The organism is Lysinibacillus sp. 10T31 (genome assembly GCF_056394365.1).
The window spans coordinates 1-24,433 of sequence record NZ_JBFTHS010000044.1 but is presented as its reverse complement, the minus strand read 5'-3'; the positions used below and the strand labels follow the sequence as shown (position 1 = coordinate 24,433).

At 33.5% G+C, this 24,433-nt stretch carries 24 protein-coding genes and 1 pseudogene; 18 read left to right on the top strand and 7 right to left on the bottom strand.

What is annotated here, in order from left to right:
• The first annotated feature begins 30 nt into the window (after positions 1 to 30).
• The 3 genes from AC1DCY_RS20975 (at position 31) to AC1DCY_RS20965 (ending at position 2,742) form a co-directional block, all read left to right on the top strand.
• Positions 31 to 588 (top strand): helix-turn-helix domain-containing protein, encoded by a 558-nt coding sequence (locus tag AC1DCY_RS20975; RefSeq protein ID WP_477353334.1) that lies wholly within the window; start codon positions 31 to 33, stop codon positions 586 to 588.
• A gap of 104 nt (positions 589 to 692) precedes the next feature.
• Positions 693 to 974: an ethanolamine utilization protein EutH gene (gene eutH, locus AC1DCY_RS20970; protein WP_477353355.1), complete on the top strand. Its 282-nt coding sequence runs from the start codon at positions 693 to 695 to the stop codon at positions 972 to 974.
• Positions 964 to 2,742, top strand: a complete 1,779-nt coding sequence (locus AC1DCY_RS20965) for an aminopeptidase P family protein (RefSeq protein WP_477353332.1) — start codon at positions 964 to 966, stop codon at positions 2,740 to 2,742. The genes eutH and AC1DCY_RS20965 overlap by 11 nt, the downstream gene beginning before the upstream one ends.
• A 300-nt stretch (positions 2,743 to 3,042) precedes the next feature.
• On the opposite strand, the gene AC1DCY_RS20960 is transcribed toward AC1DCY_RS20965, so the two are convergent.
• Both AC1DCY_RS20960 and AC1DCY_RS20955 read right to left on the bottom strand, forming a co-directional pair.
• The gene (locus tag AC1DCY_RS20960) at positions 3,043 to 3,660 is read right to left on the bottom strand and encodes a sterol desaturase family protein (RefSeq protein ID WP_477353330.1); all 618 of its coding nucleotides are present in this window, start codon (positions 3,658 to 3,660) and stop codon (positions 3,043 to 3,045) included.
• A 21-nt stretch (positions 3,661 to 3,681) separates the two neighbouring features.
• A complete protein-coding gene (locus AC1DCY_RS20955; protein ID WP_477353328.1) occupies positions 3,682 to 4,365 on the bottom strand; it encodes a GntR family transcriptional regulator in 684 nt (227 codons plus the stop codon).
• 164 nt (positions 4,366 to 4,529) lie between these two features.
• Between AC1DCY_RS20955 and AC1DCY_RS20950 the strand changes: the two are divergent.
• From AC1DCY_RS20950 to AC1DCY_RS20940, 3 genes and pseudogenes are all read left to right on the top strand, one after another.
• Positions 4,530 to 5,144 (top strand): annotated as a pseudogene (locus AC1DCY_RS20950) (MetQ/NlpA family ABC transporter substrate-binding protein); the annotation flags it as partial.
• A gap of 240 nt (positions 5,145 to 5,384) precedes the next feature.
• Positions 5,385 to 6,119, top strand: a complete 735-nt coding sequence (locus AC1DCY_RS20945; protein ID WP_477353326.1) for a DUF2087 domain-containing protein — start codon at positions 5,385 to 5,387, stop codon at positions 6,117 to 6,119.
• 115 nt (positions 6,120 to 6,234) lie between these two features.
• Complete coding sequence (locus tag AC1DCY_RS20940; protein WP_477353324.1) at positions 6,235 to 6,957, top strand: SDR family NAD(P)-dependent oxidoreductase; 723 nt, start codon at positions 6,235 to 6,237, stop codon at positions 6,955 to 6,957.
• 184 nt (positions 6,958 to 7,141) lie between these two features.
• Here the strand turns inward: AC1DCY_RS20940 and AC1DCY_RS20935 are convergent, their stop codons facing one another.
• Positions 7,142 to 7,873 (bottom strand): helix-turn-helix domain-containing protein, encoded by a 732-nt coding sequence (locus AC1DCY_RS20935; protein ID WP_477353322.1) that lies wholly within the window; start codon positions 7,871 to 7,873, stop codon positions 7,142 to 7,144.
• Positions 7,874 to 8,256: 383 nt separating this feature from the next.
• Between AC1DCY_RS20935 and AC1DCY_RS20930 the strand changes: the two genes are divergently transcribed.
• Positions 8,257 to 9,351 carry a DUF418 domain-containing protein gene (locus AC1DCY_RS20930; protein ID WP_477353321.1) on the top strand — a complete coding sequence of 365 codons (1,095 nt, stop codon included), beginning with the start codon at positions 8,257 to 8,259 and terminating at the stop codon, positions 9,349 to 9,351.
• A gap of 205 nt (positions 9,352 to 9,556) precedes the next feature.
• Here the strand turns inward: AC1DCY_RS20930 and AC1DCY_RS20925 are convergent, their stop codons facing one another.
• Positions 9,557 to 10,078 carry a GrpB family protein gene (locus tag AC1DCY_RS20925; protein ID WP_477353319.1) on the bottom strand — a complete coding sequence of 174 codons (522 nt, stop codon included), beginning with the start codon at positions 10,076 to 10,078 and terminating at the stop codon, positions 9,557 to 9,559.
• A gap of 194 nt (positions 10,079 to 10,272) precedes the next feature.
• Positions 10,273 to 11,361, bottom strand: a complete 1,089-nt coding sequence (locus AC1DCY_RS20920) for a helix-turn-helix transcriptional regulator (RefSeq protein WP_477353317.1) — start codon at positions 11,359 to 11,361, stop codon at positions 10,273 to 10,275.
• 265 nt (positions 11,362 to 11,626) lie between these two features.
• Here AC1DCY_RS20920 and AC1DCY_RS20915 point away from each other — a divergent pair, with 265 nt between their 5' ends.
• Entirely contained in the window at positions 11,627 to 13,288 is a 1,662-nt protein-coding gene (locus AC1DCY_RS20915) for a M28 family peptidase (protein WP_477353316.1), read from the top strand.
• Positions 13,289 to 13,359: 71 nt separating this feature from the next.
• Here AC1DCY_RS20915 and AC1DCY_RS20910 read toward each other — a convergent pair whose 3' ends face one another.
• Positions 13,360 to 14,562 carry a macrolide family glycosyltransferase gene (locus tag AC1DCY_RS20910; RefSeq protein ID WP_477353315.1) on the bottom strand — a complete coding sequence of 401 codons (1,203 nt, stop codon included), beginning with the start codon at positions 14,560 to 14,562 and terminating at the stop codon, positions 13,360 to 13,362.
• Positions 14,563 to 15,543: 981 nt separating this feature from the next.
• On the opposite strand from AC1DCY_RS20910, the gene AC1DCY_RS20905 reads away from it, so the two are divergent.
• From AC1DCY_RS20905 to AC1DCY_RS20860, 10 genes are all read left to right on the top strand, one after another.
• Positions 15,544 to 16,425 (top strand): alpha/beta fold hydrolase, encoded by an 882-nt coding sequence (locus tag AC1DCY_RS20905; protein WP_477353314.1) that lies wholly within the window; start codon positions 15,544 to 15,546, stop codon positions 16,423 to 16,425.
• 147 nt (positions 16,426 to 16,572) lie between these two features.
• The gene (locus tag AC1DCY_RS20900) at positions 16,573 to 17,367 is read left to right on the top strand and encodes a MerR family transcriptional regulator (protein ID WP_477353313.1); all 795 of its coding nucleotides are present in this window, start codon (positions 16,573 to 16,575) and stop codon (positions 17,365 to 17,367) included.
• A gap of 100 nt (positions 17,368 to 17,467) precedes the next feature.
• Positions 17,468 to 18,070 (top strand): NDxxF motif lipoprotein, encoded by a 603-nt coding sequence (locus AC1DCY_RS20895; protein ID WP_477353311.1) that lies wholly within the window; start codon positions 17,468 to 17,470, stop codon positions 18,068 to 18,070.
• A gap of 160 nt (positions 18,071 to 18,230) precedes the next feature.
• Positions 18,231 to 19,064, top strand: a complete 834-nt coding sequence (locus AC1DCY_RS20890) for a lysostaphin resistance A-like protein (protein WP_477353309.1) — start codon at positions 18,231 to 18,233, stop codon at positions 19,062 to 19,064.
• Positions 19,065 to 19,163: 99 nt separating this feature from the next.
• A complete protein-coding gene (locus AC1DCY_RS20885) occupies positions 19,164 to 19,682 on the top strand; it encodes a DinB family protein (protein WP_477353307.1) in 519 nt (172 codons plus the stop codon).
• Positions 19,683 to 19,806: 124 nt separating this feature from the next.
• A complete protein-coding gene (locus AC1DCY_RS20880) occupies positions 19,807 to 20,193 on the top strand; it encodes an Rrf2 family transcriptional regulator (protein WP_477353306.1) in 387 nt (128 codons plus the stop codon).
• Between the two features lie 218 nt (positions 20,194 to 20,411).
• Positions 20,412 to 21,308 (top strand): NAD(P)/FAD-dependent oxidoreductase, encoded by an 897-nt coding sequence (locus AC1DCY_RS20875; protein WP_477353304.1) that lies wholly within the window; start codon positions 20,412 to 20,414, stop codon positions 21,306 to 21,308.
• 128 nt (positions 21,309 to 21,436) lie between these two features.
• Complete coding sequence (locus tag AC1DCY_RS20870; RefSeq protein ID WP_477353303.1) at positions 21,437 to 21,754, top strand: thioredoxin family protein; 318 nt, start codon at positions 21,437 to 21,439, stop codon at positions 21,752 to 21,754.
• Between the two features lie 282 nt (positions 21,755 to 22,036).
• Positions 22,037 to 22,246, top strand: coding sequence for a hypothetical protein (locus AC1DCY_RS20865; protein WP_049665921.1), 210 nt, complete (start codon positions 22,037 to 22,039; stop codon positions 22,244 to 22,246).
• A 104-nt stretch (positions 22,247 to 22,350) separates the two neighbouring features.
• Positions 22,351 to 22,728, top strand: coding sequence for an SET domain-containing protein (locus tag AC1DCY_RS20860; RefSeq protein WP_477353302.1), 378 nt, complete (start codon positions 22,351 to 22,353; stop codon positions 22,726 to 22,728).
• Positions 22,729 to 22,979: 251 nt separating this feature from the next.
• Here the strand turns inward: AC1DCY_RS20860 and AC1DCY_RS20855 are convergent, their stop codons facing one another.
• Positions 22,980 to 24,191: an IS110 family RNA-guided transposase gene (locus tag AC1DCY_RS20855; RefSeq protein WP_477353300.1), complete on the bottom strand. Its 1,212-nt coding sequence runs from the start codon at positions 24,189 to 24,191 to the stop codon at positions 22,980 to 22,982.
• Between the last annotated feature and the right edge of the window lie 242 nt (positions 24,192 to 24,433).

Here is a 24,433-nt window from a genome sequence, read left to right as displayed (position 1 = left end):
ATTCGTAAAAATGAAATTTGAGGTGAAATGATGAATATTGGAATGGAAATAAAGAAATTGAGGACTGAAAAAGGTATTACTTTGAAAGAGTTAAGTGAAAAAAGTGAACTTTCTGTTGGATTTATTTCTCAATTAGAAAGGGGACTTACTACCATAGCAGTTGATTCACTTGAAAAACTAGCTGAAACTTTGGGGGTGCATTTAACACATTTTTTCGATTACCCACTTAAAAGGAAAGATATGGTTTTGAAAAGTTATGAACAAGAAATAATGGATTCAGTAGAAGGAGGTTTTATTAAGTATAGCTTAAGTACAGATTTGGAAAATAAACAACTTGTTCCAAGGCTTATAGAAATTCTTCCTCAAAAGAAAGATGAAGAAATATTATCCTATAAGCATGAGGGAGAAGAGTTTATTTATGTTTTAGAGGGTATATTAACAATTTACATAAATGATAAGAGGTATGAAGTATATCCTGGTGACAGTGTTCATATGGAATCAAGTATTGCACATAATTGGGCTAACTACACTAATAAAAAGGTCAAGCTTATAGCTGTTAATACGCCTAATTATATCTACAATAAATGATTTGTTGAGACTCCCACCCCTAAAGGGACAAGCTGACTAATGTCAGTGGGATTCCGGAGTAACTATGCGTTCGCAGTCCATTTCTGTTTTGAACAGTTCTCAAGATTGGGGTAAGCTTAGCTAGTAATTTGTTGATATTTGGAACATATAAGGAAATGAATCCTAAAGGAAAAGTGGTATGTACTGCCTTTGGAGTAAGTGGAGCATTTGTATTTGGTGGTCAACTTGGATTTGTGTCAGGAGTAGCACCAGAAATGATAGGCACATTTATAATATCAAAGCTTACGGCCGGAATAATTAGTATAGTATTAGCTGAATGGCTGTATGAGCGTGAAAGTAAAGAATTTAGTCTTAAAGAAAATGGAGGTATTAGTTATGAATATTAGAGATAGGGTCGAAAAGTTAAGGAAGCTAATGAAAGAAAATCAAATGGATGCTTATATAATTCCCAGCTATGATGCACATCAGAGTGAATATGTAGCAGAACATTGGAAATGTAGACAATGGATATCAGGATTTACAGGGTCTGCAGGTACTGTAGTTATTACATTAGAGGATGCTGGGTTATGGACAGATGGCAGATACTTTATTCAAGCTGAAAAGCAGCTTGAGAGCTCAGGAATCAGATTATTTAGAATGATGGACCCAGGGGTACCATCTTATACAGAATGGCTAGCAGATGTTCTTAAAGAAGGAAGCAATGTGGGCTTTGATGGAAATGTTTTTTCAATTGATATGGTTAAAAAGATGGAAAAAGATCTAAAAGCAAAGGGAATCGTATTAAAAATGAATAAAGATTTAATAGGTGATCTGTGGGAAGATAGACCGGAGATTCCTAAAGAACCAATTTTTACGCATGACGTAAAATATGCAGGCAAATCACGAGTAGAAAAATTAAATGAAGTAAGAGAAGAAATGAAAAATAAAGGAGCAAATTATTATATTTTAACTTCTCTTGATGACATTGCATGGCTTTTAAATATAAGAGGGGCAGATGTGCCTAACAATCCAATTGCAACAGCTAATGTAATCGTAGCAGAATATAAATGTTACTTATTTATTGATTCTTGCAAGGTTTCCCCTATGGTTAAATTAGAACTGGAAGCTGAAGGAATTGAGTTAAAAGCGAGCGCTGAAATACAAACATTATTAGAAAATCTTTCAAACGGAGATGCTGTTATTCTAGATACAAATAAAACAAATATCAGATTATATAATGCCATTAACAGCAATACAAAGAAAATTGAAAGCTCTAACATTACAACTAATTTAAAAGCTATTAAAAATGAAGTTGAGATAAAAAATTTAAAATGGTGTGAAATAAAAGATGGTTTAGCCATGGTGAAATTTATAAAATGGCTAAAAAACTCTGTAGATAAAAAAGAAACTACAGAGATTATTGCAGAAGAAAGATTAGAAGATTTCCGAAGGGAGCAGGAAGGATTTGTTGGACCTAGCTTCGATACGATAGCAGGTTATAAAGAACATGCTGCGATGATGCATTATAAAGCTAATAAAGAAACCCAATATACGCTCAAGAATGAAGGTCTTTTTTTAATTGATTCAGGTGGACAGTATTATGATGGAACAACAGATATTACAAGAACGATTGTTTTAGGAAAACTTAGCGATGAACAAAAAAGAGATTTTACTTTGGTGTTAAAAGGGTTTATTGCATTAAGCTCAGTAAAATATTTATACGGAGCAACAGGCTCAAACTTAGATGTTTTAGCAAGACAACCAATTTGGCAGCATGGTTTGGACTATAAATGCGGGACTGGACATGGGGTAGGTTTTTTCTTAAATGTTCATGAAGGACCACAAAGCATAAGGAATGATCATAATAATGTTATTTTAGAAAAAGGCATGATTATTACAAATGAACCGGGAATATACCTTGAGGGTAAATATGGAATTAGAATTGAAAATATGATGTTAGTAGTTGAAGACGAGAAAACAGAGTTTGGTCAATTTATGAAGTTTGAAGCAATCACGTATTGCCCTATTGATTTAGCCGGTATAAATAAAGATATGTTAACAGAAAGTGAAAAGCAATGGTTAAACAATTATCATCAAGAGGTATACACAAAGCTAAGTCCTTATTTAAATGAAGAAGAGAGAGTATGGCTAAAGCAAGAAACTAGGGAAATATAAATAGAGATTGCCAAATGCAAGTAATATTTATCGACTTAAAGTATAAAATCAATGGACTTTATGCAGATTCCTTTAAAGTACCATAAGTAACTGAAAACCATAAAAAAGCCATAACCTCTTTATGTAGGTTGTGGCATTTTATGTTTATTTAAAGTCTATAAATATCTTATTTTGACGTTGTCCCTATGTGCTAAGACATTTTTATACTTCGCGAAATAGATTTCTTCCAATGTGCAAAATTTATCATAAAGATAGAATAGGACCGAATATTTTAAGGCATATCTTTAATAATTCTATTTGCTACTCGCCGCGTTTCTCTAGATTTTTAGCAGTTTTACTTTGGTCAACATCCTTTTGGTTTTTAAAGGTACCCATGAGAAAATCATAGGCTGGGTTCGTCACTCCATACCAGTAATTTTCATTTTTGAAATGATGCCATAAATGAACCTTTTTCATCCAACGCCCCCATGGAGATATTGGACGAAGTGGGCGATGGGCGATATAATGCTTCCACTCATAAAATAATAAAAAGAGCATGATACCAGCAATAAATGCGTTTGTCATTATAAAGCTAGATGAAAGAATATAAAAAATGGCTGCTACAATTGCAATGTTTGGCACACTATACCATAAGGGTAAAAATAATAAATGCAATTCATTCGGATTTGAATGATGGTCATAATGTAAGCGTTTGAGCATTTTTAACAAGAATGCATTATTTGGTGGTTTCAGATGAAAAAGAAACCTGTGTGTAACATACTCAGCTAAGGAATACATAATCATTCCCAGAATAAAAGCACCCAAAATTCCGATAGAGGTTAAATGTAGAATCATAAATCCAAAGCTAATGAGGAATAGACAGGTCATGATTAATATATCCGGATATGAAAAATATTCTTTAAAATATTTCAAACTCATTTCTCACGCCTCCAGTATTCTTTATTTTTTTCTATCTTTCCAAAGAGCCAAGCTTTTCGACATTGTTGTCGTAGATAACCTTTCCGCTTCCATGGCATCTCCGTTTAATGCAGCTTTTAATAAGTCGTGGTAATAGTTGAAGGACAACTCACGATGTTCTTTTATAGAAAAATATCTTTTCGCCATATTTATATAAATGGAATCGAAGCTATTTAAAATGAGTAGAAAGATAGGATTAACAGCAAGGCCGGCACACTTTTTTTGCAAATCCCAATCAAATGCTGCATAGCTTTCTGCACTATCTTCAAGCTGCTCTAGATTGGCAAGGAGAGCAACCACTTTAGGTTGATTAAACGTAACAGCATCACGAATATAAGTCGGAGTCAAAGAACTTCTTAATTCTAATAAGTACATGATAAATTCATCTGTTACGATATGATGATTCTCCACAATATTAACAAGTGTCGTTAGATTCCCATTGCGCCAATAATCATTAACAATTGCAGGCATTCCTTTTCTTCCTGTTATCCATCCACCCCTTCCTAAACGTTGAAGTGCCTCCCGAATAGTTGGACGACCAACACCAAATTCTTTTGCAAGCTCTCTTTCCGGCGGTAAAGTACTTCCTACAGAATAATCACCTGCCAATATGGATCTAATTAATTGATTCTCAATTTTATCTGAGGAGCTCTCCTTTTCTTTCAAATCATCGTCCCCTTTGTTTTTTTGGTAAAACAAATTAGAGATAGTGGTATTACCAAAAATTATATATCGAGTCCGAATTTTCTGTCAATAACAGAGTGCAAATTTTTAAATAAAATTATCAAACAAGCCCGTGAAATACTTAGTAGGATGCAGAATTTACAGATTTACGACAAGCAGATGTTGCTTTAGCAGATGGTGGTATTGATTTAAACGTGGACCAACATACAGCTTATATGAACAACTTCAATAAGGAAAGCGGTTCATCACTTGTTTCGTTAACAGCTGTCCCAACAGTTCCAGCTGCTTTATTCCCTGGTAAAAAGAAATCATTAGATGATGTGAAAAAAGGTGACGTAATTGGTATTCCACAAGATCCATCTAATGCAGCTCGTGCATATGCAATTTTACAAAAAGCGGGTTGGATAAAAATTAAAGAGGGTATAGATCCAATTCAAGCAACAGCACAAGATATCGTGGAAAATAAATATGAGTTAGAAATTAAAGAAATGGAATCAGCTCAAATTCCACGTACATTAGAAGACTTGGATTATGGTGTAATCCCAGGAAGTATCGTATATTCTTCGGGAATTGATGCGAAAGAAGCAATATTGCAAGAAGATGTTGTGAAAAATTACGAATTAGTAGCAGTAGTAAATGAAAAAAATAAAGATACCGAATGGGCAAAAGCAGTAAAAGACGCCTATGATTCTCCAGAGTTTAAAAAATACATGGATGAAAATAACAAAGATAACTATTGGTTCATCCCTAAAAATGATTAATCTTAGTGTAATCAGTATTAATTGCTAAAAATTCTCAAATGCTAAAAGAGTTTGTATAAAAAATTGATATGTCCATCGTATCTTTTAAGATGATTTACCTAGAGGAATCTATTTTGATTAATTATTGTCAAAATGGATTCTTCTTTTTGTTTTTAGATAAACAAAATGAGAGTTTGTTTACAAATGAATGAATTTATTATATATTGTTTATTAAATGATGAACGCAAAGGGGTTTTGTTTATGAATATAGGTGATTTGACAATAGAGGAAATATCAAGTGGATATGTAAACACAGCTGATACATATGAATGTATATTTTGTAAAGAAATATTTGATGCCGAAGAAGTATTCCAAATAGATAATCGATTTTTTACGGCTAAAAAAGCTATACAACACCATATTGAGAATGAACATATCTCTGTTTTTGAAGCATTACTTCAATTAGATAAGAAGTATACTGGGCTATCAGATATCCAGACCGAATTACTGATGCTATTTGCAACAGGGGCGCCAGATAAAGAAATTATTAATAGTACTTCTGCAAATAGTATTTCAACAATTCGACAACATCGATTTAAATTGAAAGAAAAGGAAAAACAAGCGAAAGTTTTTCTGGCAATTATGCAGGCTTTAGAAACAACAAAAGTATACGAACCAATTCATAAGGGGGCAACACAGGTGGATGAACGTTATGCGATTACAGTAGACGAGAAAGAAAAAGTACTAGCGACGTATTTTAAAAATGGTTTAGATGGTCCTATTGAAAGTTTTCCAAGTAAGGAAAAACGAAAAATAATTTTACTGCAATACATTGTGACGAAGTTTGAGATAGAGCGTAAATATAACGAAAAAGAAGTGAATGCGATTTTAAAGCCTATTTATAGCGACTATGTATCAATTAGAAGATACTTAATTGAATATGGTTTCCTAGATCGAAGTGATGATTGTACAACGTATTGGGTGAAAGAGGTTTAAAACGTACGAGCATAGACAGTTATTATTTCCTAAGTGTTTCCAGAAATCATTTTAGTTGTTACTAATTTTTCTATTAACTATACTTACGTTGTAGCTATATAGAAAGGGTGATTGGATGAGCAAGAACTTTATTATATTTGGAGCAAGCCAAGGATTAGGTGATGCATTTGTAAAGGGTTTGCCAACAGAAGGGGACACAGTATGGGTGGTGTCGCGCACACGACCAAGTAGTTTAGATATAAATGATGGCGTCATTCGGAAATGGCTGACAATTGATTTATCTAGTCAACAACATATTTCTACTTTAAAAGAAGCTTTAAAAGACGTTGCTATGGATGTATTAATTTACAATGTTGGAGTATGGGAAAAACGTGGTTTTGAAGATGACTATACGTTTGATAACGATGAAGTTGGGGATATTGCAAATATAATTAATATTAATTTAACTTCCACAATTACATATATCCAAGCGCTATTACCTAATTTAAGACAGGCGGAAAATGGAAAAGTGATTTTGATAGGATCGACAGCAGGTTTAGATCATTCGAATAATGCGCAAGTTTCGTTTGTGACTTCTAAATTTGGCTTACGAGGCATTACAAATGCTTTACGAGAGCATACGAGAAAAGATAAGATCTCTGTAACGTGTATTAATCCAGGAGAACTTGCTGCTGAAGTACCTTTTGAAGAAGGGGCTGAAAAGGCAATTAAATTGTATGAAGGTACACGTATTCCTGTACAAGATATTGTAACCATTGTCCAATGTGTTATTAATCTATCACCAGTTTCATGTGTGAAGGAAATAAATATTCCTGCCATTACAGACATGAATGTATAATTCAGTATAAAAAAAAGCTCCCATGTTGAACAATTCGGTTCAACATGGGAGCTGTTTAAAATGTTATTTATTTCATAATTATTCCTTTTTGATTTTGCATATCATTCCAAAGTCATATAATACTATTTAAAAAGTTGTAGCACGAAGTTTTTCTGTATTGATCGAGTCTTGAATGATATGAACTTTAATTTTTATCACTATTTTCGGGAATTAGAATTTCTAACTCAAGAATATTACTATTAGAAAAAATGCCGCTTGAGAGCTCCAATACATAGATAGGGACATTGTTCTTGTCGATAATGGATAATAATTGTTCCTCAAATTCTTCATCATTTTCACCAATAATAAATATAGAACTATATTTACCTTCATTCATGATGAAATCAGCTTTATGTTCTGTTTTTATACATATATGATATTCATCTTCTGCAAAAACATAAATAATATCATTATAAAAAAATTGCGTTGATAATTGTAATTTAAAAATATCTTTGGCTGATAAAGTATCATTTGTTTTTAAAGTGATTATTTTCTCTAAATGATTTTTTTTTAAGTATTTTGTTGAATTTACTTTTTTGTTTGTAATATTTATATAATGGTTATCAATTGCCTTTTTAATTTTTTGTAGTTTGTTTATTTCGTCTGAAAGTTCTTTTGATTTTTCGCTTAATAAACTCAAATAATCATTTTTTTCATATGTAGTTAAAACCTCTTTAATTTGTGCGATGGAAAGATTTAAGTCTCTCAACATTAAAATTTGAGCAAGTTGATAAATTTCCTTCAGAGAATATTTTCGATATCTATTATTATCCGTATAGGATGGAAATAAGAGTCCTTTTTCTTCGTAATATCGTATTTGATGATGACTAATATCAAATATTTTAGCCAATTGATTTATTGTAATTGTTTCATCCATAATATCCCTCTTCTCTAGATAAATATAAACTCTAGGGCTAGCCCAATGTCAAACAATAAACCTAAGATAAAACCTTTATAAGGAATGGATATTAGAAGTTCTAAGTATAAATTCCATATGATAAAGCTAACGGATTTGCGCCGTGTGGGTTTTAGCATCATTCTACAAATGAATAATTGGGCAAACGACTGAGAGGTGGACACAAAAAAGTTGGTTTGACATTAGGTCAACCCTATAGTTTATAGTTAATGATGTATTAAGCAGGGCGCAAAAAATGCATAGGTTTCTGATAAATAATGGTTTCATCAATATTTTAGTAGATATAAAAAGTCTGCAATATCTATAAAAGGATGTCCCAATCGTGTACTTAAGGAGGAACATTTATGATTAAACAGTTACAATCTAAGCGTATTGAAGGGTTAGATTTCGCTAGAGCCTTGGCTATGTTTGGAATGCTGATAGTTAACTTTAAAATTATTATGGGAGCGGTAGGAAATGGGCCGGATTGGCTTATATGGTTTACTGGACTTTTCGATGGAAGAGCGTCTGCTACTTTTGTTACGCTGGCAGGTATCGGTGTTGCTTTGATGACAAGAAAAGCTAGAAATGGCGGTGACCTTTCTATTATTAAAGAAAATAAGGTGAAATTATGGAAACGTTCCGCTTTTCTTTTTATTCTAGGTTTACTTTTATATGTTGCAGATTGGACTGGAGATATCCTTCATTATTATGGCGTTTATATGCTGATTGCATCCGTTCTTATCGTAGCTTCTACAAAGCTCATGATCATCATATCTAGTCTTTTTTTAATCACCACGCAAGTCTTACAAGTGACAATGAATTATTTGAAAGGATGGCATCCCGACCAGCCATTTATGGAATATCTTGATTTTTGGACGATAGAAGGTTTTATTAGAAATCTGTTATTTAATGGGTATCATCCAGTATTCCCTTGGATTTGTTTCTTTTTACTCGGAATGATCCTTGGCAGACTTGATTTATCGAAGAAAGCTGTAAGAAACAAAATGTTGTTTATTTCTTTATTTTTACTCATAACGATAGAGGTACTTTCAAAAGTATTGATGCGGCTATCTCTGTCGGTATTAGATGGTAACAGTGCCGAATTCTTGTTTCAAACTGGACCAATTCCACCAAACATATTATATATGTTATCAAATTCTGCTTCAGCGATAATTGTCATCGTTGCCTCTATTTATATTGTAGAAAATTTTCCTAGTCATTGGTTGACCAAATCACTTATTCAAACAGGACAGTTAACATTAACTCACTATGTAAGTCATGTATTTATCGGTGTCGGCATATTAACTTTATTAAATAGATTAGAAAACCAAACGTTAGCATTTTCATTAGTATTTACACTATTGTTTTTCGTAGCGAGTATTTTATTTTCTGTTTTATGGAGCAGAAAATTTAAAAGGGGACCCATTGAATGGGTTATGAGAAAAATAACAAATTAATATTTAAGTAGAAGAAATAGTCTTGCTACAAATGAGGATAGTATAAAAGAAGCAGGTGTTAATATTAATAGCCTCCTAAATAGGAGGCTATTTTCACTGCTTTTTTCATTTATTACACCCTCGTATATGATATTGTTTGATAAAATTTTTTTGTTACTCAACATTTAATATCCTTATAATATAGTAAAGAGGGTTTTCAAGGATATTAACGGACATACCAATGCCATTTAATAGCATCTTTTTCAACACTTTTGACAAAATCGTCTTTCCCGTTACAATAGCCATCAATATCATTTGGATACTGCTTGGCAAGCTGATTCTTTAATTCCCCATACTGCCTGCAAACTTCGGGATGCTCTCGAAGGTAATCTCTAAATGCTAAATGTCTTTCTATTTCTTCAATGTTGTTATATTGAAAAGCGTGAATTTGGTGTGTGCGAAGATCGTCACCTTTACGGAAATATCTTCTTCCAGTTATTCCGAATTCGCCCTTAACTTCGTATCCAATCTCTTGAAATTGCTTAGAAAATGAATCTAATTTATGAATATCATTGACTACTAGTAATATATCAATAATGGGTTTTGCTTTTAGACCTGGAACTGATGTACTTCCAATATGAAAACTATTCACCAATTCATCTTGAAGGATATCTCTAATAGAACGTTCCTCTTTCTGAAAGTCGCTGCTCCAATTGTGGTTATAATCTACAACTTTTATAATCCTCATTCAATACACCTCATTCTTTGTTTTTATGTAACTTGACAAATTTTATGCATTATTACAAATTATAAGAAATGTAATGCAGTTTGAAAATAAAGGATATTTTAGTTTTCTCTACAAAGCGGGTGATTCGTTTTCTCGTGGCGATGAAGAGTTTTGTAACAACTCTTCATCACTCTAAAGGGGGAGGTAAGCAACGCTCAATCTTTATTTTGTGTTGCTTTAATTAATTCTAAATATTGAGTATCCCCTAAACCATATTGAGGGAAAAGATGCAGCAAGTTTCGAACAATTTCACGGTGAGGAAGATGTTGATGTGTTTGAATGTATTTTGTTATTGCGTTATCGCTTTGCAACAATTCTAAATACAATTTAATTCCTTGATACATAACAGGCAGCAATTCTACATCTGGCATACGGTGGTCTAATAATACTGCTTTGTATATATCATAATAGTTACCTAGTGTTATTTCCGTTTCTTTCACATCATATGTTTGCTCTCTCACCGCATGATAATAAATAGTTCCTTTAAATGATATCTGTTCTAAATAAGCTAAGATCGTTATTAAATTCATCTGACAAAACATATCTTCACCAAACCAAAGAACGATACATTGATATTCTTTTGAAAATAAGGTCTTTTCAAGTGGTGCAACTGTAATTGCTTCATATTCTGCTAATGAGACTTGATGTCCTGTCGCTCGAACCTGTTTGAATGAGTAGCTAAAAATGGTTTTAACGGTGTCGTGTACACACATTGCTTCATTAAAAGGTGCGTAATCGCTTTTTCCCATTAATTGTTGAGAACTGAATTCTTCGTACATCATTTGTCCATTTAAAATGTTCAATACTTCGTGATCAAAATGTTTATCCACATGCTTTTGTAAATCTTCAATTCTTAATTTTTTTGAAATGTCCATATAATAATCCCTCGCTTCATTTATAGTGAGTTTTACATATGTTTGCAATGGTTCAGGACATGAACGAAAGGCATTGGGATTAACTCCAAATATCTCCTTGAAAGCTCGGGAAAAAGCTTCTTGGGACGAGTAGCCATGTTTGATCGCTATTTCAATGATCCTTTCATCTGTTTCACTAAGACTGATTGAAGAAAGGTAGGTTTTTCTAAGGGTCATATATCGTTTGATGCTAATGCCCGTTATTTGATGAAATTTAAAGGAGCAATAGTAAGAAGAATAGCCCATTGCTTCACTTAGTTTTATGAGGGAAAACCCTTCAAACAGATGCTCTTCAATCCAATCGATCATATCTTGAATCATGTTGTTCATCATATGTCACTCCTGTTTTTAATTATAGTGAAGAATGAAAAGGTGTTTTGATATTCGTTGTGCTTTTTGAATGAATCGAACTGGATTCAACGATAAGGTGGAAATGATGTAATATCAAGAATTTTTTATGTAAAATCGAATTTGCTTTTAAGGTATTTCATAGAGTGAAATTGGTTGATTGGGAAATAAACTAAATAAAAAACATATGGTATATCTAGGAGCCATTAAATTCGGAGTTAAGAAAAAAGAATAAGGAGAGTATTAGGTGAAAAAAAGAAGAATTCTTATTTTTGCGATATTACTAGGATTGTTAACGCTATTTATAAGTTTTAGTCAATTTTTAGGTCCTTCTAAAGAAGAAATGGGGGGGACTGAAAAGGATTTTTCATCAGAACGAGCTCTTGATTATTTAAAAGAAGTTGCAAAGGAACCGCATCCAATGGGCTCTCCTGCGAATAAAAAGGTCAGAGATTATATTGTCAAATACTTTCAAGATATAGATGTGCCTGTTGAAATTCAATCGAAGCCGGTTAAGGATATTAGAGATGAGAAGTATGCTGCGGAATTAGGTGTAGAGACTGTTGAAAATATTATTGCGAAAATCCCGGGAACATCAGGAGATGACAATGCGATTTTAATAACAGCTAATTATGATTCTGTAACTAAGGCTCCTGGAGCGTCAGATGATGGTTACGGAGTTGTCACAATTATGGAGACAGCAAGAGCGTTAAAACAAATGCCGGCGCCTAAAAACACAATTTATTTTGTACTAACAGACGGTGAGGAGTTAGGTTTACTTGGGGCGAGTGCTTTTAAAGATCGAACGGATGTTTTAAATAAAGTAAGTGTAATGTTTAATTTCGAAGCAAGAGGAAATACAGGGGTACCAATTTTGTTTGAAACGAGTTCAAATGATTTAAAGCTAGTGCAATTGTATAAAGAGACAGTTCCATATCCTATAGCATACTCATTTGCTTCTGAAATGTATAAAAGGATGCCAAACGATACGGATTTTACCGAATTTAAAGTGATAAGAAAATTAGGCTATAATTTTGCAAATATGAATGGATTAGAGGCATATCATGCTGAGACAGATCGTGTGGAAAATAGTGATGAGGGAACAATTCGTCACTTTGGGAGCTATGCTTTTCCTTTAGTGAAAAAGTATATGATGATGGATGCAAAAGAGTTTCAAGCCATAGAGGAAAGTAAAAGCGATGCAATTTACTTCCCGTTAATGAAAAAAACATTAGTCGTGTATTCCGAAAAAGTAGTCATCCCATTAATGGTTGTTTTACTTGTCCTAACAGCTGTAATATTCTTCTACTGCTTTAAAAAGCAAGTGATACAAATTAAGGGTTTTGCTTTAAGTTTCTTTGCGATGATTGGGAGCCTTGTTGCCATTTTCATCTTCTACTTCCTTCTAATTCGTCTTTCAACAATTGTATTTAATGATGGAATAGATGAATATAATATGGTTATGTTTGGTAGGTATGATACGACAATTCTTACTTTGTTGGTCTTACTCGCAGTTGTGTTCAGTTTCTTTTTTACGAAGTGGATTTCGAAAAAATACGGTACTATGAATTTCGCGATGAGTACGCAAGTTTTATGGATCGTATTGGCTGTGATGACTAGTCTTACATTCAAAGGTGTTAGTTACGCATTTATGATTCCAGTGATCATTAGTTTGCTGTTGATTATACCAACCTTATTAAAAGTAAATTGGGCGAAGGGTTTGTATAATTATGTAGCGGTTGCTGGATGGGTAGTCCCAAGTATTTTATTACTTGCACCAATTATGTATCTGATGTATGTTGCACTAACAATTAGTATAGCACCTATATTAGCCATTCTAACGGCAATTATTACATTCCCAATAGTAGCAATTGTGAATTGGTTAAAGGTTGATGATAATGAAGCATAGCTGAGTTTTATAAAAAAGAGGAGAAAAGCGATTTCGTTTTTCTCCTTTTTAGCCACCAACAATGGCAGCTTTTAAATACCGTATTGACTTTTAAATTTGAAAATCTCATCAACAGCTTTGTGATACCCACCTGATGTTTGGAAGGATTCTCTAATGTTTGCAACAGCTTTATAGATGGAAGGGTTGTTTAACACTTGATCGGCAGCTTCTTTTAATTGATTTGCCGTCAAGGTTTGCATTTGTAATTGAATACCTGCTCCGATATTGGTTACCTGCTGAGCGATTAAAGGCTGATCCGCACTTAGTGGGATAACGATTAGCGGAACCCCGATATAGAGAGCTTCGTTGGTACTGTTCATGCCACCATGTGTGATGAATAATTTTGTATATTTTAGCAATTCAGTTTGCGGAACATAATTTTTTACAATGAAGTTTTCAGGAATCTCTCCCAATTCATCAAGTTGGGTTTGTCCTCCAATAGATAGGACAACGGTATGCTTAGTATTCCCGAGTGCTTTAAAACAAAGTTTATAGAAATCAATGGCTTGATTTAAGACAGTACCGAGTGAAATGTAAATGGGGCTTTTTCCTTTGATTGCAGTAAAATCGAAATCTTCTTGTGTTAATCGTAAAGAAATGGATGGGCCTACAAATTTATAAGATTGATCAAATGCTTCTCCGTAAGGTTGAAATTCCCTCGTTGTATAAACGATTGTAAGCGGTGCGGGATTACAAAAAACCTCATAAGGTGAATTGACTTCAATATCATATTTTTCTTTAATTTTTGTTGTTAGATTTAGAAAATCGTCATTGATTCTTTTTAAAACTTCAGTTGGGAAATTTTGTGAAAGATGTTCTAGTGTTTTATCGAATGATTGTTTAGTCTCAGCAAAAGATGTACATGAATTGATTGCCGGAAGTTTAAGGATTTTGGCAAGTAAATGGCCACAACCGAACATAGAATCGTGGATGATGTAATCAAAATGCTCTCCCTTAATCTGTTCAAGGACGCTAGGTATGACGACATCTGCAGTAAGTAAAAGTCCGTTGACCCTTTCAAGTAGATGATTTCTTCCACCTGAGATAAAGGCTTTTATAAATTTTTGACCGTCAAACGTGCGCACAGTCGCTCCTGTCTTCTCAATACGCTCTCGAAAAGCTTTTATCGTAAAGAACACGACCTCTTCTCCTCGCGAAATTAGCTCCTGCACAACGCCAATAGTTGGATTGATATGTCCTTCTGATCCACCATTAATAAATAAAACACGTGCCAATTCTACCACTCCTTAGGTAAAGTTATTTTCAAGATTGTGTAAGAGTAATGGATACTGTCACATATCATTGCTTAACTATGTTAAAGCAGCTTGAGATCTTTTAGCAAGTTTAAGCATGTTTCTTTTTCAACTGAGGCAAAAAAACACTTTTCAATTGAACAAAGACATTCTCAAAATGGATTAACAGCAAAAAAAAGGATATTTGAAACCAATGCCAAAGGAATTTTAAAGGTAGTTTATAACGAAGAGGAGGAATCAATAGAAGTTTGATAAAGAATCACAAATCATGTCAATTTTCTTTGTATAGCACATTCATTTATTTTCCAGTATTTATTGTTTTACGAAGAATACTGGTATATAATTAAAATAAATTTCCCTTAAGAAACAATGTTGGTTTGTGGAAAGTGGTGGGTGAATAAATAATGTTTAATTTTCTAAGTATTTTTCTTGAAGGTATATTGTTGTCAATCTTTTTTTTAATTATAATCATCACAATTTTATTTTATAATCCACGATTAATGCTTAAAGATTATCCTCAAAAAATTCAACAAGCAGTACCTAAAAGAACTCCTAAAGAAACAAAACAATTTAAAATGATCGGATTCCCTTTTGTGTAATTCTCGCCTTAGTTCCCTTTATTTCAACATTAAAATATGAAAGTTCTTTTCTATTGTTCTTCCTTCATTTTTTCGTAGTATTCATGATAGTTAGTGTTGTTGATCTTTTGTTATTAGATTGGCTTATTTTCTGCAAAATCACACCAGATTTTATTGTTATTCCTGGGACAGAAGGTATGGAAACTTATAAAGACTTTAACTTTCATATTAAAGGCTTCTTTAAAGGAATAGTAATCTGTGGATTTTTCAGCATTCTTTTAGCTCTTATAAGAATCTTAATATGAATAAAATGAAACAATTATAAGGGCTATAACTAAAGCGAACAGTCGAACTTTCAATAGTAGGTATGTTATACGTGGTTTCCATGCAGAAAGGAGAAAAAATGAATTCCATAATAGTTAATGTTAAAACCCATTCCTTTGGTAATATAACTGCACAAGAAAAAATCATGGAATGGCAAGGTGTAAAATGGCGCTATACCGTTAGCGGACATGGCGATCAATTTATATTGGCCATACTGTCTAATATGACGGGTCACTTATTGGGATTGCCGTTAGCTGAAGAATTTAGAGATACGCACAAAACAATTGCTTTATCTGTACCTCCAACCAAGTCCTTTTCCGATACAAGTGAAGGATTGAAACAATTATTGGATTTTGAAAAGATAGATGCCTGTCATGTGATTGGACACTCTAACGGAGGTGTTTATCTTCAAAACTTAATAGCTCATCATCCAGAAATAGTAGATAAAATCGTTTTTTCGCATAGTTTAACCTCGATGGAAAAAAATGATGTTTTCACGACCAACGCCTCCGAAATAAAAACATATAAAGTGATGCGTAAAATGTTGAAAGTACTACCTGTCACTGTCTTGACGTTTGCGATGAGCAGGATGGTATTGAGCAAACTCTATCTCCAATCTGGCCAGCAAGATACAAAACGATTGGTCGCACTTTGCAAGGAAGATATAAAAGGGCTAACCAAACAAGACTTCATAACGATGGCCGATTGCATGGAAGACTTCCTTCATAATCACACTTTCACATCTGAGCATTATATAAAAAAACCGCAAGATGTTTTAGTGGTGGATAGTCCAACGGATAAAGTGGTGAATCCTTTGCAAAGAGCACAAATGCTAAAACTATGCCCTGGCGCAAGGGAGCACCATTTTGAAGAAGGTGGACATATTACTCTTGTAAAGTGTCGCAATGAATATTTCTCATTACTAAGAGACTTTTGGCTTTGATAAAGATATTGTCAATAAAGTGAAAAAAGCTGCAGTTTCATGTCTGCGGCTTTTATTGTGTAAAAAATGGTATTACATGCCAAAAGAGATAGAATAAGATAATATATAACAGCATAAAGAATTTGCAACAACGATAAGGAGTGCAAAATGTACACAATTGGACAAGTAGCTAATTTTTTAGGCGTATCTAGAGATACCTTGAAGTTTTATGAAGAAAAGGAATTAGTAAAGCCGAAGCAAAATATTGAGAATGGGTATAGAAAATATAATCATTTTGATATTTATGATATTACAACAGTAAATTTCTACAGAGAAATTGATATTGAAATTAAAAAAATCCAGGAATTAAGAAAGAGTAAGAGTATTGATGGAATTCAATCATTATTAGAAGAAAAAGAACAAGAGGTTTTACTGGAAATAGAATATAAAAAACTTCTATTGAAAAAGATTCAAATAGTAAAAGAAGATTGCAAGAAAATCAAACAATTCTTAGGAGAGTACATAGTTAAGGAAATGAAACCTTTAGCAATAAAGGGAGAAATAGAACATTTTACTGCGTATGAAGAATATGACACTTTAAAAAAGAATGCAGAGAGCTTAAAAAAAGCAGTTACGCTCACATCTTTAAGAAGAGTCATCCATTTCAATGATATAGGTATTATTGAAGATAAGTTTATAATTGTAAAAAAAGTGGACGACCCTGATGAAGAAATTGAAGGTGAAATTTTATCCCATCCAAAATGTATCTATACAATTATTGAAGATGGAAGGTGGTCAACTGGTGGAAAAAATATTGATTATAATGTAGAAGCTAGTTTAAGAAACGTAGCAATTGAAAAAGGGTATGAACTTTTGGGGCAAGTATATATAAATCTATTACTGACGACTTATGAAGATAGCCTTGAACGTGTGTTTTTAGAGATTTATGCACCTATCAAGTGAAAAATAAGTGATAGGTCCGTGACCATACTAAATTAAAGTGGAGAGAACTAATAGTTTTAGCAATACTAGAAAAATTTGAAGGATTAAGAAGGAGATTAAGATGAAAAAATTTACTTTATTTCTATTAATGGCGTTCACTATTGTATTGATGTATGCTTGTTCAAACGATGGAACGCCTAATGAAGAAAGCAATAAAAAAAGCAATGAAAAATCTGTTAGCAATGTACCTGTTAAAATTCCAGACGATCTATTTGTTTCTAATAAAAAGAATGAGAATATTAGTGAAGATGAAATGAAAGCAAGTATAAAAAAGTATATGGATTATAGTCATGTAATAGATAAAGAAATGGAAAATATTATTTATCTTTATGAGGATGCTACTAAATCCGATCAGGAAAAATTAAATACATTAATAGCTGAAGGGGAAAAGAATGATGCGAATTTCAATGATTTTATTAGTAACAATAATATCCCTGACGATTATAAAGAACCTTCAAAGACAATCTATGAATTTGTTTCATCAATCCGAGAAATTTTAACACAAATTGAAGATGAAGTTGCTGGAATGGTCGAAAATGGTAACTTGACAGATATATCAAATTTCGCATCCGAGCATTTTACTAAAGCGAACGGAAGGCAGCAACAAGAGATCGAAAAATTTTTAGATGATAAAAATATTAAAACTACATATTTCGATGAATAGAAAGAATATATTTAATTACCCTTCAAGTCTTTGAAGGGTATTTTTTCTTTCGCCGAATTTTGAGGTTGTAAGAGTGTTGACCTGTGAGTAACCCCTAGGTTTAAGCTAAATGTATTCTTAAAATTTTTTACGAAAACTTAGTTTGAAGCGGGGAATATACATGAATAGAGAAAAAAAACTAAAAAAACCAGTAGCAAGTTTTATTTTACTAACCTATATCATTTTTTTGCCACTTTTTTGTCTAGTAGGAGCCACAAGCGTGTTAGGATTTCCTAAATGGATTTTTGATGTAACGCTCTGTATATCAGCTTGGTCCTCAACCTTTGCTTTTGCACTATTATTTAAAAAAATCTATCCTGGGCAAAGTTTTATGCAATTTGTAAAAGATAAATTCAAGAATAGACTGAAGTTTTCTGTGATTTTTATTGCAAGTATGATTCAAGCTTTCATATTTTTGATGATTTTGTTTATTATATCTAATACTAGTGAAGTAGACTCTATTTTTACTGTTTCTTCATGGGGAATGCTGATCTATTACTTTTTTAATCACCTTCTTTCTGGGCCGCTAGGAGAAGAATTAGGGTGGAGAGGTTTCGCTCAAATGGAGCTTCAAAAGAAGCATTCGCCATTAAAAGCTTCAATCATCATAGGGTTTTGGTGGGGGCTGTGGCATCTACCCATATGGTTTACTACAGGGTATATGGGCATTGAATTAATCAAATATATTCTATTCTTTATGATTGCACTCATTTCCACTAAAATCGTCATGACAGCCTTTCATAACTTAAATCAGAATCTAGTCATCCCAATCATCATTCACCAATTCTTTAATTTCTTTCTAGGGTTAATAAACGGAAAATTAATTGATTTACTCATGTATAACGCCATTTTTTACTTCGTTGTAGCCGTTATAATCATCATTATTAATCCAAAGAATGTATTGTATGGAAAGGGAGATACAAACGTTATTCATGCAAAGCAATACATGGTTTAGTGTTAGTTAAGCGCGAGAAGCGACAGTTGAATAGGCTAATTTCAGTGGGGGTTATTATGAAAATGAGTCAAATTTTGAGGAATACGGAGGAGAAATAAGATGAAGAGAAAAAATTTGGTTGTTGTTCCCATGTCAGATTTTGAAACAGAGATTGGTCGATGGATATGGTGTTTGGAAGATGTTCGGCGAACGCTTTTAGAAAAAATATCTGACATAAGTCAGCATCAGCTCGATGCCAAACTAAACGGTCACTCAATCGGATCGTTGTTATATCATATCTCATTAATTGAGGCAGACTGGCTCTATGAAGAGGTTCTGGGCGGTACATGGAATCCAAAGATCCGTTCCTTATTTTCTCATGGAGACCGTAATGAGGATGACACCTTGTGCCATATAGAGGGACAAACCTTGGATGAACATTTACATCGTCTACAATGTGTACGTGATGAACTGCTTTTCCATTTTCGCTCTATGGATTTAGAGGATTGGCGTACAGCCAGAAATCTCCCTCATTACGATGTCACACCAGAGTGGGTTATTTACCATCTCCTTGAACATGAGTCACATCATAGAGGACAAATTTTTCAAATGCTTGTCAATTTAAAAAGACAAAATTAGCCGCTATCTTTAGCAGATGGTTGATTATCAACTCTAAATCACAATGAAGACGCGAACATTGAAGTAACTAAGATTCGATGCTATTATAGATATGTAAAGTCTCTAATTGAGGTGAATAACAATTATGAAATATTCTAAAGCAACAAATTATGCACTACACACAATGCTTTTTCTTGCCAAGGAAACACCAAATAGACCTGTAGGTGTCCAACAATTAGCAGAGATGCAAGGTGTTTCTCCTACGTATTTGTCTAAAATCCTAACTAAGTTAGTAAAAGAGGGAATGATCAACTCTATATCGGGTGCCAATGGTGGCTACACACTTAGTCAGAATTGGGAAGATATTTCTTTTTTAGATATAATACATGCAATTGAAGGCAAATCGTCTTTGTTTGATTGTTGTTTATACAACGATCCCAAGTGCGTAATAAAAGAAGTAATGCTATCTGCAGAGGAAACACTGGAGAATGAGTTAAGAAACAGAAAAATATCGGATCTTGTGAAAAAATAGTAGTGGATGAATAGTCCACCATTATTTTTTATACAATCGCGGATATAAAGAGTCTTTTAAGTCTGTGATTTAATCTTAACGACATTTACTTTCAAATGGTTTTGCTTAGAGTCATTCTATTTCAATCTTTAATTAGAGCTAAATGGCATGTTGTGATATTTAGACGATTATACCGTAACAACATGTACTCTATACAACTTATGAAGGAGAGTTAAATGATGGAATTATTTGATTGTGCAATTATAGGTGCAGGTGGCGGTGGGCTAAATGCAAGTTTGATTTTAGGAAGATCTCGTAAAAAAGTCGCGTTATTTGATAATGGAACAAATCGGAATCGTGTGACTCAGGAATCACATGGATTTCTTACACGTGATGGCATTAAACCAGCTAAATTTAAAGAAGTAGCTTTGAATGATGTGAAAAAATACCCGTCAGTTCATTATTATCAAAACACGGTTATGAATATAACGAATCAACCAGATGGCTTGTTTAAAATTGAGACTTTAGAAGAAGTTGAGTATGTTGCTGAGAGACTTATATTGGCAACGGGTGTTCAAGAGGAATTTCCATCAATTCCGAATATCCGAAAGTATTATGGGAAAAGTTTATTCAGCTGCCCAACTTGTGATGGATGGGAATTAAGAGATCAACCCCTCATTATTATATCTGAAAATGAAGAACAGACGCTTTTTAAAGCAAAGCTTGTTTCTAACTGGTCAGAGGATTTAGTGATAGCCACAAATGGTCATGAACTTTCTCCCCCGACATTGAATGAAATAGAAAGAAGAGAGATAACTGTCATTACCGAACCTATTCAGAATCTACATGGTGAGGATGGGTATTTAAATAAAATAGTGTTTAATTCAGGACTTGAAATAGAAAGAGTTGGAGGTTTTATAGTGCCTAATTTTGTGCGTCCAAACCGATTTGCAGAGCAACTTGGTTGTCGTTTAAATGAAAATGGTAGCATTATTGTGGATGAGGCAGGGCGTACATCACAGGAAAACATTTATGCAGCGGGGGAGACAGTAAAATTAGGCCATTCTTCATTAATAGTCGCTGCTGCAGAAGGATATAAAGCGGCAATGGCAGTTGTTTTTGATAGTATAATATAAAAAATTTTTTACTTAATTATGGATATTAAAGGTCTTTAATGAGTGATAAAAGGGTGAGAGCAGGGTCTAATAATAATTATAAGCATATTATAACTTCAAGATTTTTATTTCTACAAAGGGGGAAAAGAATGATGTCGATTGTTCATGTAACAACAAAGAAAGAATTAAGAGAACACTTAAATACTAAAAAAATTGTGTTAATAAATTTTTGGGCTGAATGGTGTGGTCCATGTAAAATGTTCGCAGGGGTTCTTAATCAACTCAGCGAAGAATTTAGTGGCAAGGTAAAAGTTATAAAGGTGAATGTAGAAAAAAGCCAGGATATTGCAGCGGAATATAAGGTAATGGGAATTCCTAATTCTCGCTTGATTATTCACAATAAATTACATGAACCCATTGTTGGATATGTGCCTTTTGAAAAACTAAAGCAGATGATTGGATTTTGATGTTTGTAATTATTGTAGGATGACCGATAGAATAGCTCTTTCTATTTCGGGAAGGTGGAACTTGTAACAGTATAAAGGTCACCAATAATTACTTTTGGGGAATAGAAACCGTTGACGCATCAATATTTGTAGCGAGATGTTAGATAACGTTATCTTGAATCTGTTTAATTATGTACCAGTTCATGTTATAATAAGTAGCTTAAGGTAATTAAGACGTTCCTTATAATAGAACGGATGCCAAGAAAGCCTTCGCATAGAGATAAAATATAGAGGTGTAAGAGATTGAATAAAAAATGGACGATTGATAAAATTAAAGAATTTGTGGAGAATAATTCGGAAAGTAAGTTGCTAACAACTGAATATCACGGTTTCTCTCAAAAGTTACTATTTAAATGTGCATGTGGTAGCAAGTTTGAAAAAACATTTACAAAATTTAAAAATAAACATCAGCGTAAATGTGACGTCTGCCAACCACCAAAAGAGTCACGCTAACCGTATAAATGATACGACGTATTAGCTATACGCATTACAACAGATAAAAAAGTACTCAATGTTACAGCTAAAAGAATATATAAAAAATGAGTAGGAGAACAAACATGATAGAGATCAAAACATCCCCTTTAAGTGATGGAGAATTCAATAGAGGGGTATTTGCAACATGTGATATCAAAAAAGGAGAGCTTTTACACGAAGCACCTGTCATTTCTTATCCAAACGAACAGCACCAATACATTGAGCAAACCTTACTCGCTGATTATGCTTTTGAGTATGGAATAGGTCAATCTGCTATCCTTCTTGGTTATGGAATGTTGTTTAACCATTCTTATGAGCCTAATGCAACTTATGAGATTAATTTTAAAAATCGCACATTTGACTTCTTTGCTTACACAGATATAAAAGCAGGAGATGAAATTCTAATCAATTATAATGGCGACGTTGATGACAAAGATCCACTGTGGTTTGATCAGGAATAAAAAGGATTTAAAATAAATCAGGGCGTTGATCCAACAAGGATTGACGCTTTTTTTGTTGAAGAAAATCTGATATTTATAAAAAAAATTGATAATTATTAATAAAGTTGGATAAGAGAATTTGTTGCACTTCACGCGTTTCCTTAAACTGATTGTTGTTTAAAGTTACTATGTAGAGGATATACAGAGTGTTTGGATTATCTTAATCAAGAAGACGAGTTAATTGGTGCAACATTGTCACTTAATAGCATGTACTAGGGAGCCAACCTGTAGTCGTAGTTTTGATTATGTGTGACAAGAAAGAAGATCGTTTTCAATAACTTGTTTACACATGCGATGGAGGCAACCTTATGACATTTGTTATAGGGTTGCGTTTTTAATTTATCGTAGTACTCAACGATGTGATTTCCACCAAATCGTCGCTGTCTAATCATGTTCTGAACGGTTAGATACATTATTTTACGTAGGTGTTTATTGCCGCGTTTATTAATCTTGTCTTTAGCTATAAACTTCCCGGATTGATACCGCCTAATATCAATACCTGTATAGGCATTCAACTGTCTGTTGTTGTCAAACCTCTGAATGTTCCCAATTTCTGCTATGATTCTGACAGCTGAGTTAGCTCCAATAGCCGGAATACTACGTATTATGCTATACTCTTCAAGCCTTCCGGCTATCGACTCCATTTTACTGATACATTGTTCTTTCTGAAGGAGAAGCTCTTGAAACCGTTTAGCATATACACGAACTTGATCACAAACCACATCTGTTGAAGACGCGGCGGGGTAAGATTGCTTTGCGGCCTCTATTAATTCAACAGCTTTTTCCTCTGCTTTGTTTACTGCCATTCGTTTATTTGTGTTTGCGAGTATTCGATTTTTAATGATTGTTTTTGAATGATTCAAGACTAGATCTGGATGAGGGTATAATTGTACTACGTTTAGGAACAGTTCAGACTTGGTCGTGAAGATATTCTCGAGTTCAGGAAATGTTTCCTGGACGACCTTATGCAATCGACTGCGGGTGACGCTCAATTCATCATCCAATTCGCTGTAGTGTCTCGATAATCGTTTTAACTGACGGTAAACATCATTTGAATCTGTTTCAATCCGTCTTTCGTGCGTAAAGTGTGTGAGTGCCAATCGATGTGCATCACTTCGGTCCGTTTTGTGAATCCGTAAGGAATCACATTGGAGTTTTGCTTCCAAGGGATTTAATAGGCAATAACTATAGTTGTTCTCTTGCATGAAACGTTCCAGTGTTCTTGAATAGACTCCTGTAGATTCAAATACGATATGAGGTTGCTCATCATATCCTTCAATTAAGTCATCAATTAACTTTTTAAGGTCCATAAATCCCGGACGATTGTGYGCAATTTCCTTTTCCAACTGACATTTTTTCAGCGCGTTATAGACAACCATATAACTCTTTCCCATACTAATATCAAAGGCGATGACATGTTTCATGTTCTCCCTCCCTATGTGTTTTGAAGTCTTCACATTAGCCTTATTGATTCCCATTTCTTATACACGATCTCAAAGGATCCAACATACTTAAACCTGATTCAAATAAGGTTGTGAAGTAGGTCAGTTTTTTTTACGGATTCAAGATCCAAAGAGCTGCCCGACCTATTCTTCACCTCTACTATATAAAAAAATAGTAGTACGAACCAATGCCTTGGTCTGCACTACTAATCTTAGTATGTTTT

What these genes read in the sequence shown, in the direction of transcription:
- AC1DCY_RS20975 (WP_477353334.1), top strand. Translation starts at nt 31, where the DNA reads ATGAATATTGGAATGGAAATAAAGAAATTGAGGACTGAAAAAGGTATT.
- AC1DCY_RS20965 (WP_477353332.1), top strand. Translation starts at nt 964, where the DNA reads ATGAATATTAGAGATAGGGTCGAAAAGTTAAGGAAGCTAATGAAAGAA.
- AC1DCY_RS20960 (WP_477353330.1), bottom strand. Translation starts at nt 3,660, where the DNA reads ATGAGTTTGAAATATTTTAAAGAATATTTTTCATATCCGGATATATTA.
- AC1DCY_RS20945 (WP_477353326.1), top strand. Translation starts at nt 5,385, where the DNA reads ATGAATATAGGTGATTTGACAATAGAGGAAATATCAAGTGGATATGTA.
- AC1DCY_RS20940 (WP_477353324.1), top strand. Translation starts at nt 6,235, where the DNA reads ATGAGCAAGAACTTTATTATATTTGGAGCAAGCCAAGGATTAGGTGAT.
- AC1DCY_RS20935 (WP_477353322.1), bottom strand. Translation starts at nt 7,873, where the DNA reads ATGGATGAAACAATTACAATAAATCAATTGGCTAAAATATTTGATATT.
- AC1DCY_RS20930 (WP_477353321.1), top strand. Translation starts at nt 8,257, where the DNA reads ATGATTAAACAGTTACAATCTAAGCGTATTGAAGGGTTAGATTTCGCT.
- AC1DCY_RS20925 (WP_477353319.1), bottom strand. Translation starts at nt 10,078, where the DNA reads ATGAGGATTATAAAAGTTGTAGATTATAACCACAATTGGAGCAGCGAC.
- AC1DCY_RS20920 (WP_477353317.1), bottom strand. Translation starts at nt 11,361, where the DNA reads ATGAACAACATGATTCAAGATATGATCGATTGGATTGAAGAGCATCTG.
- AC1DCY_RS20905 (WP_477353314.1), top strand. Translation starts at nt 15,544, where the DNA reads ATGCAGAAAGGAGAAAAAATGAATTCCATAATAGTTAATGTTAAAACC.
- AC1DCY_RS20900 (WP_477353313.1), top strand. Translation starts at nt 16,573, where the DNA reads ATGTACACAATTGGACAAGTAGCTAATTTTTTAGGCGTATCTAGAGAT.
- AC1DCY_RS20895 (WP_477353311.1), top strand. Translation starts at nt 17,468, where the DNA reads ATGAAAAAATTTACTTTATTTCTATTAATGGCGTTCACTATTGTATTG.
- AC1DCY_RS20890 (WP_477353309.1), top strand. Translation starts at nt 18,231, where the DNA reads ATGAATAGAGAAAAAAAACTAAAAAAACCAGTAGCAAGTTTTATTTTA.
- AC1DCY_RS20885 (WP_477353307.1), top strand. Translation starts at nt 19,164, where the DNA reads ATGAAGAGAAAAAATTTGGTTGTTGTTCCCATGTCAGATTTTGAAACA.
- AC1DCY_RS20880 (WP_477353306.1), top strand. Translation starts at nt 19,807, where the DNA reads ATGAAATATTCTAAAGCAACAAATTATGCACTACACACAATGCTTTTT.
- AC1DCY_RS20875 (WP_477353304.1), top strand. Translation starts at nt 20,412, where the DNA reads ATGGAATTATTTGATTGTGCAATTATAGGTGCAGGTGGCGGTGGGCTA.
- AC1DCY_RS20870 (WP_477353303.1), top strand. Translation starts at nt 21,437, where the DNA reads ATGATGTCGATTGTTCATGTAACAACAAAGAAAGAATTAAGAGAACAC.
- AC1DCY_RS20860 (WP_477353302.1), top strand. Translation starts at nt 22,351, where the DNA reads ATGATAGAGATCAAAACATCCCCTTTAAGTGATGGAGAATTCAATAGA.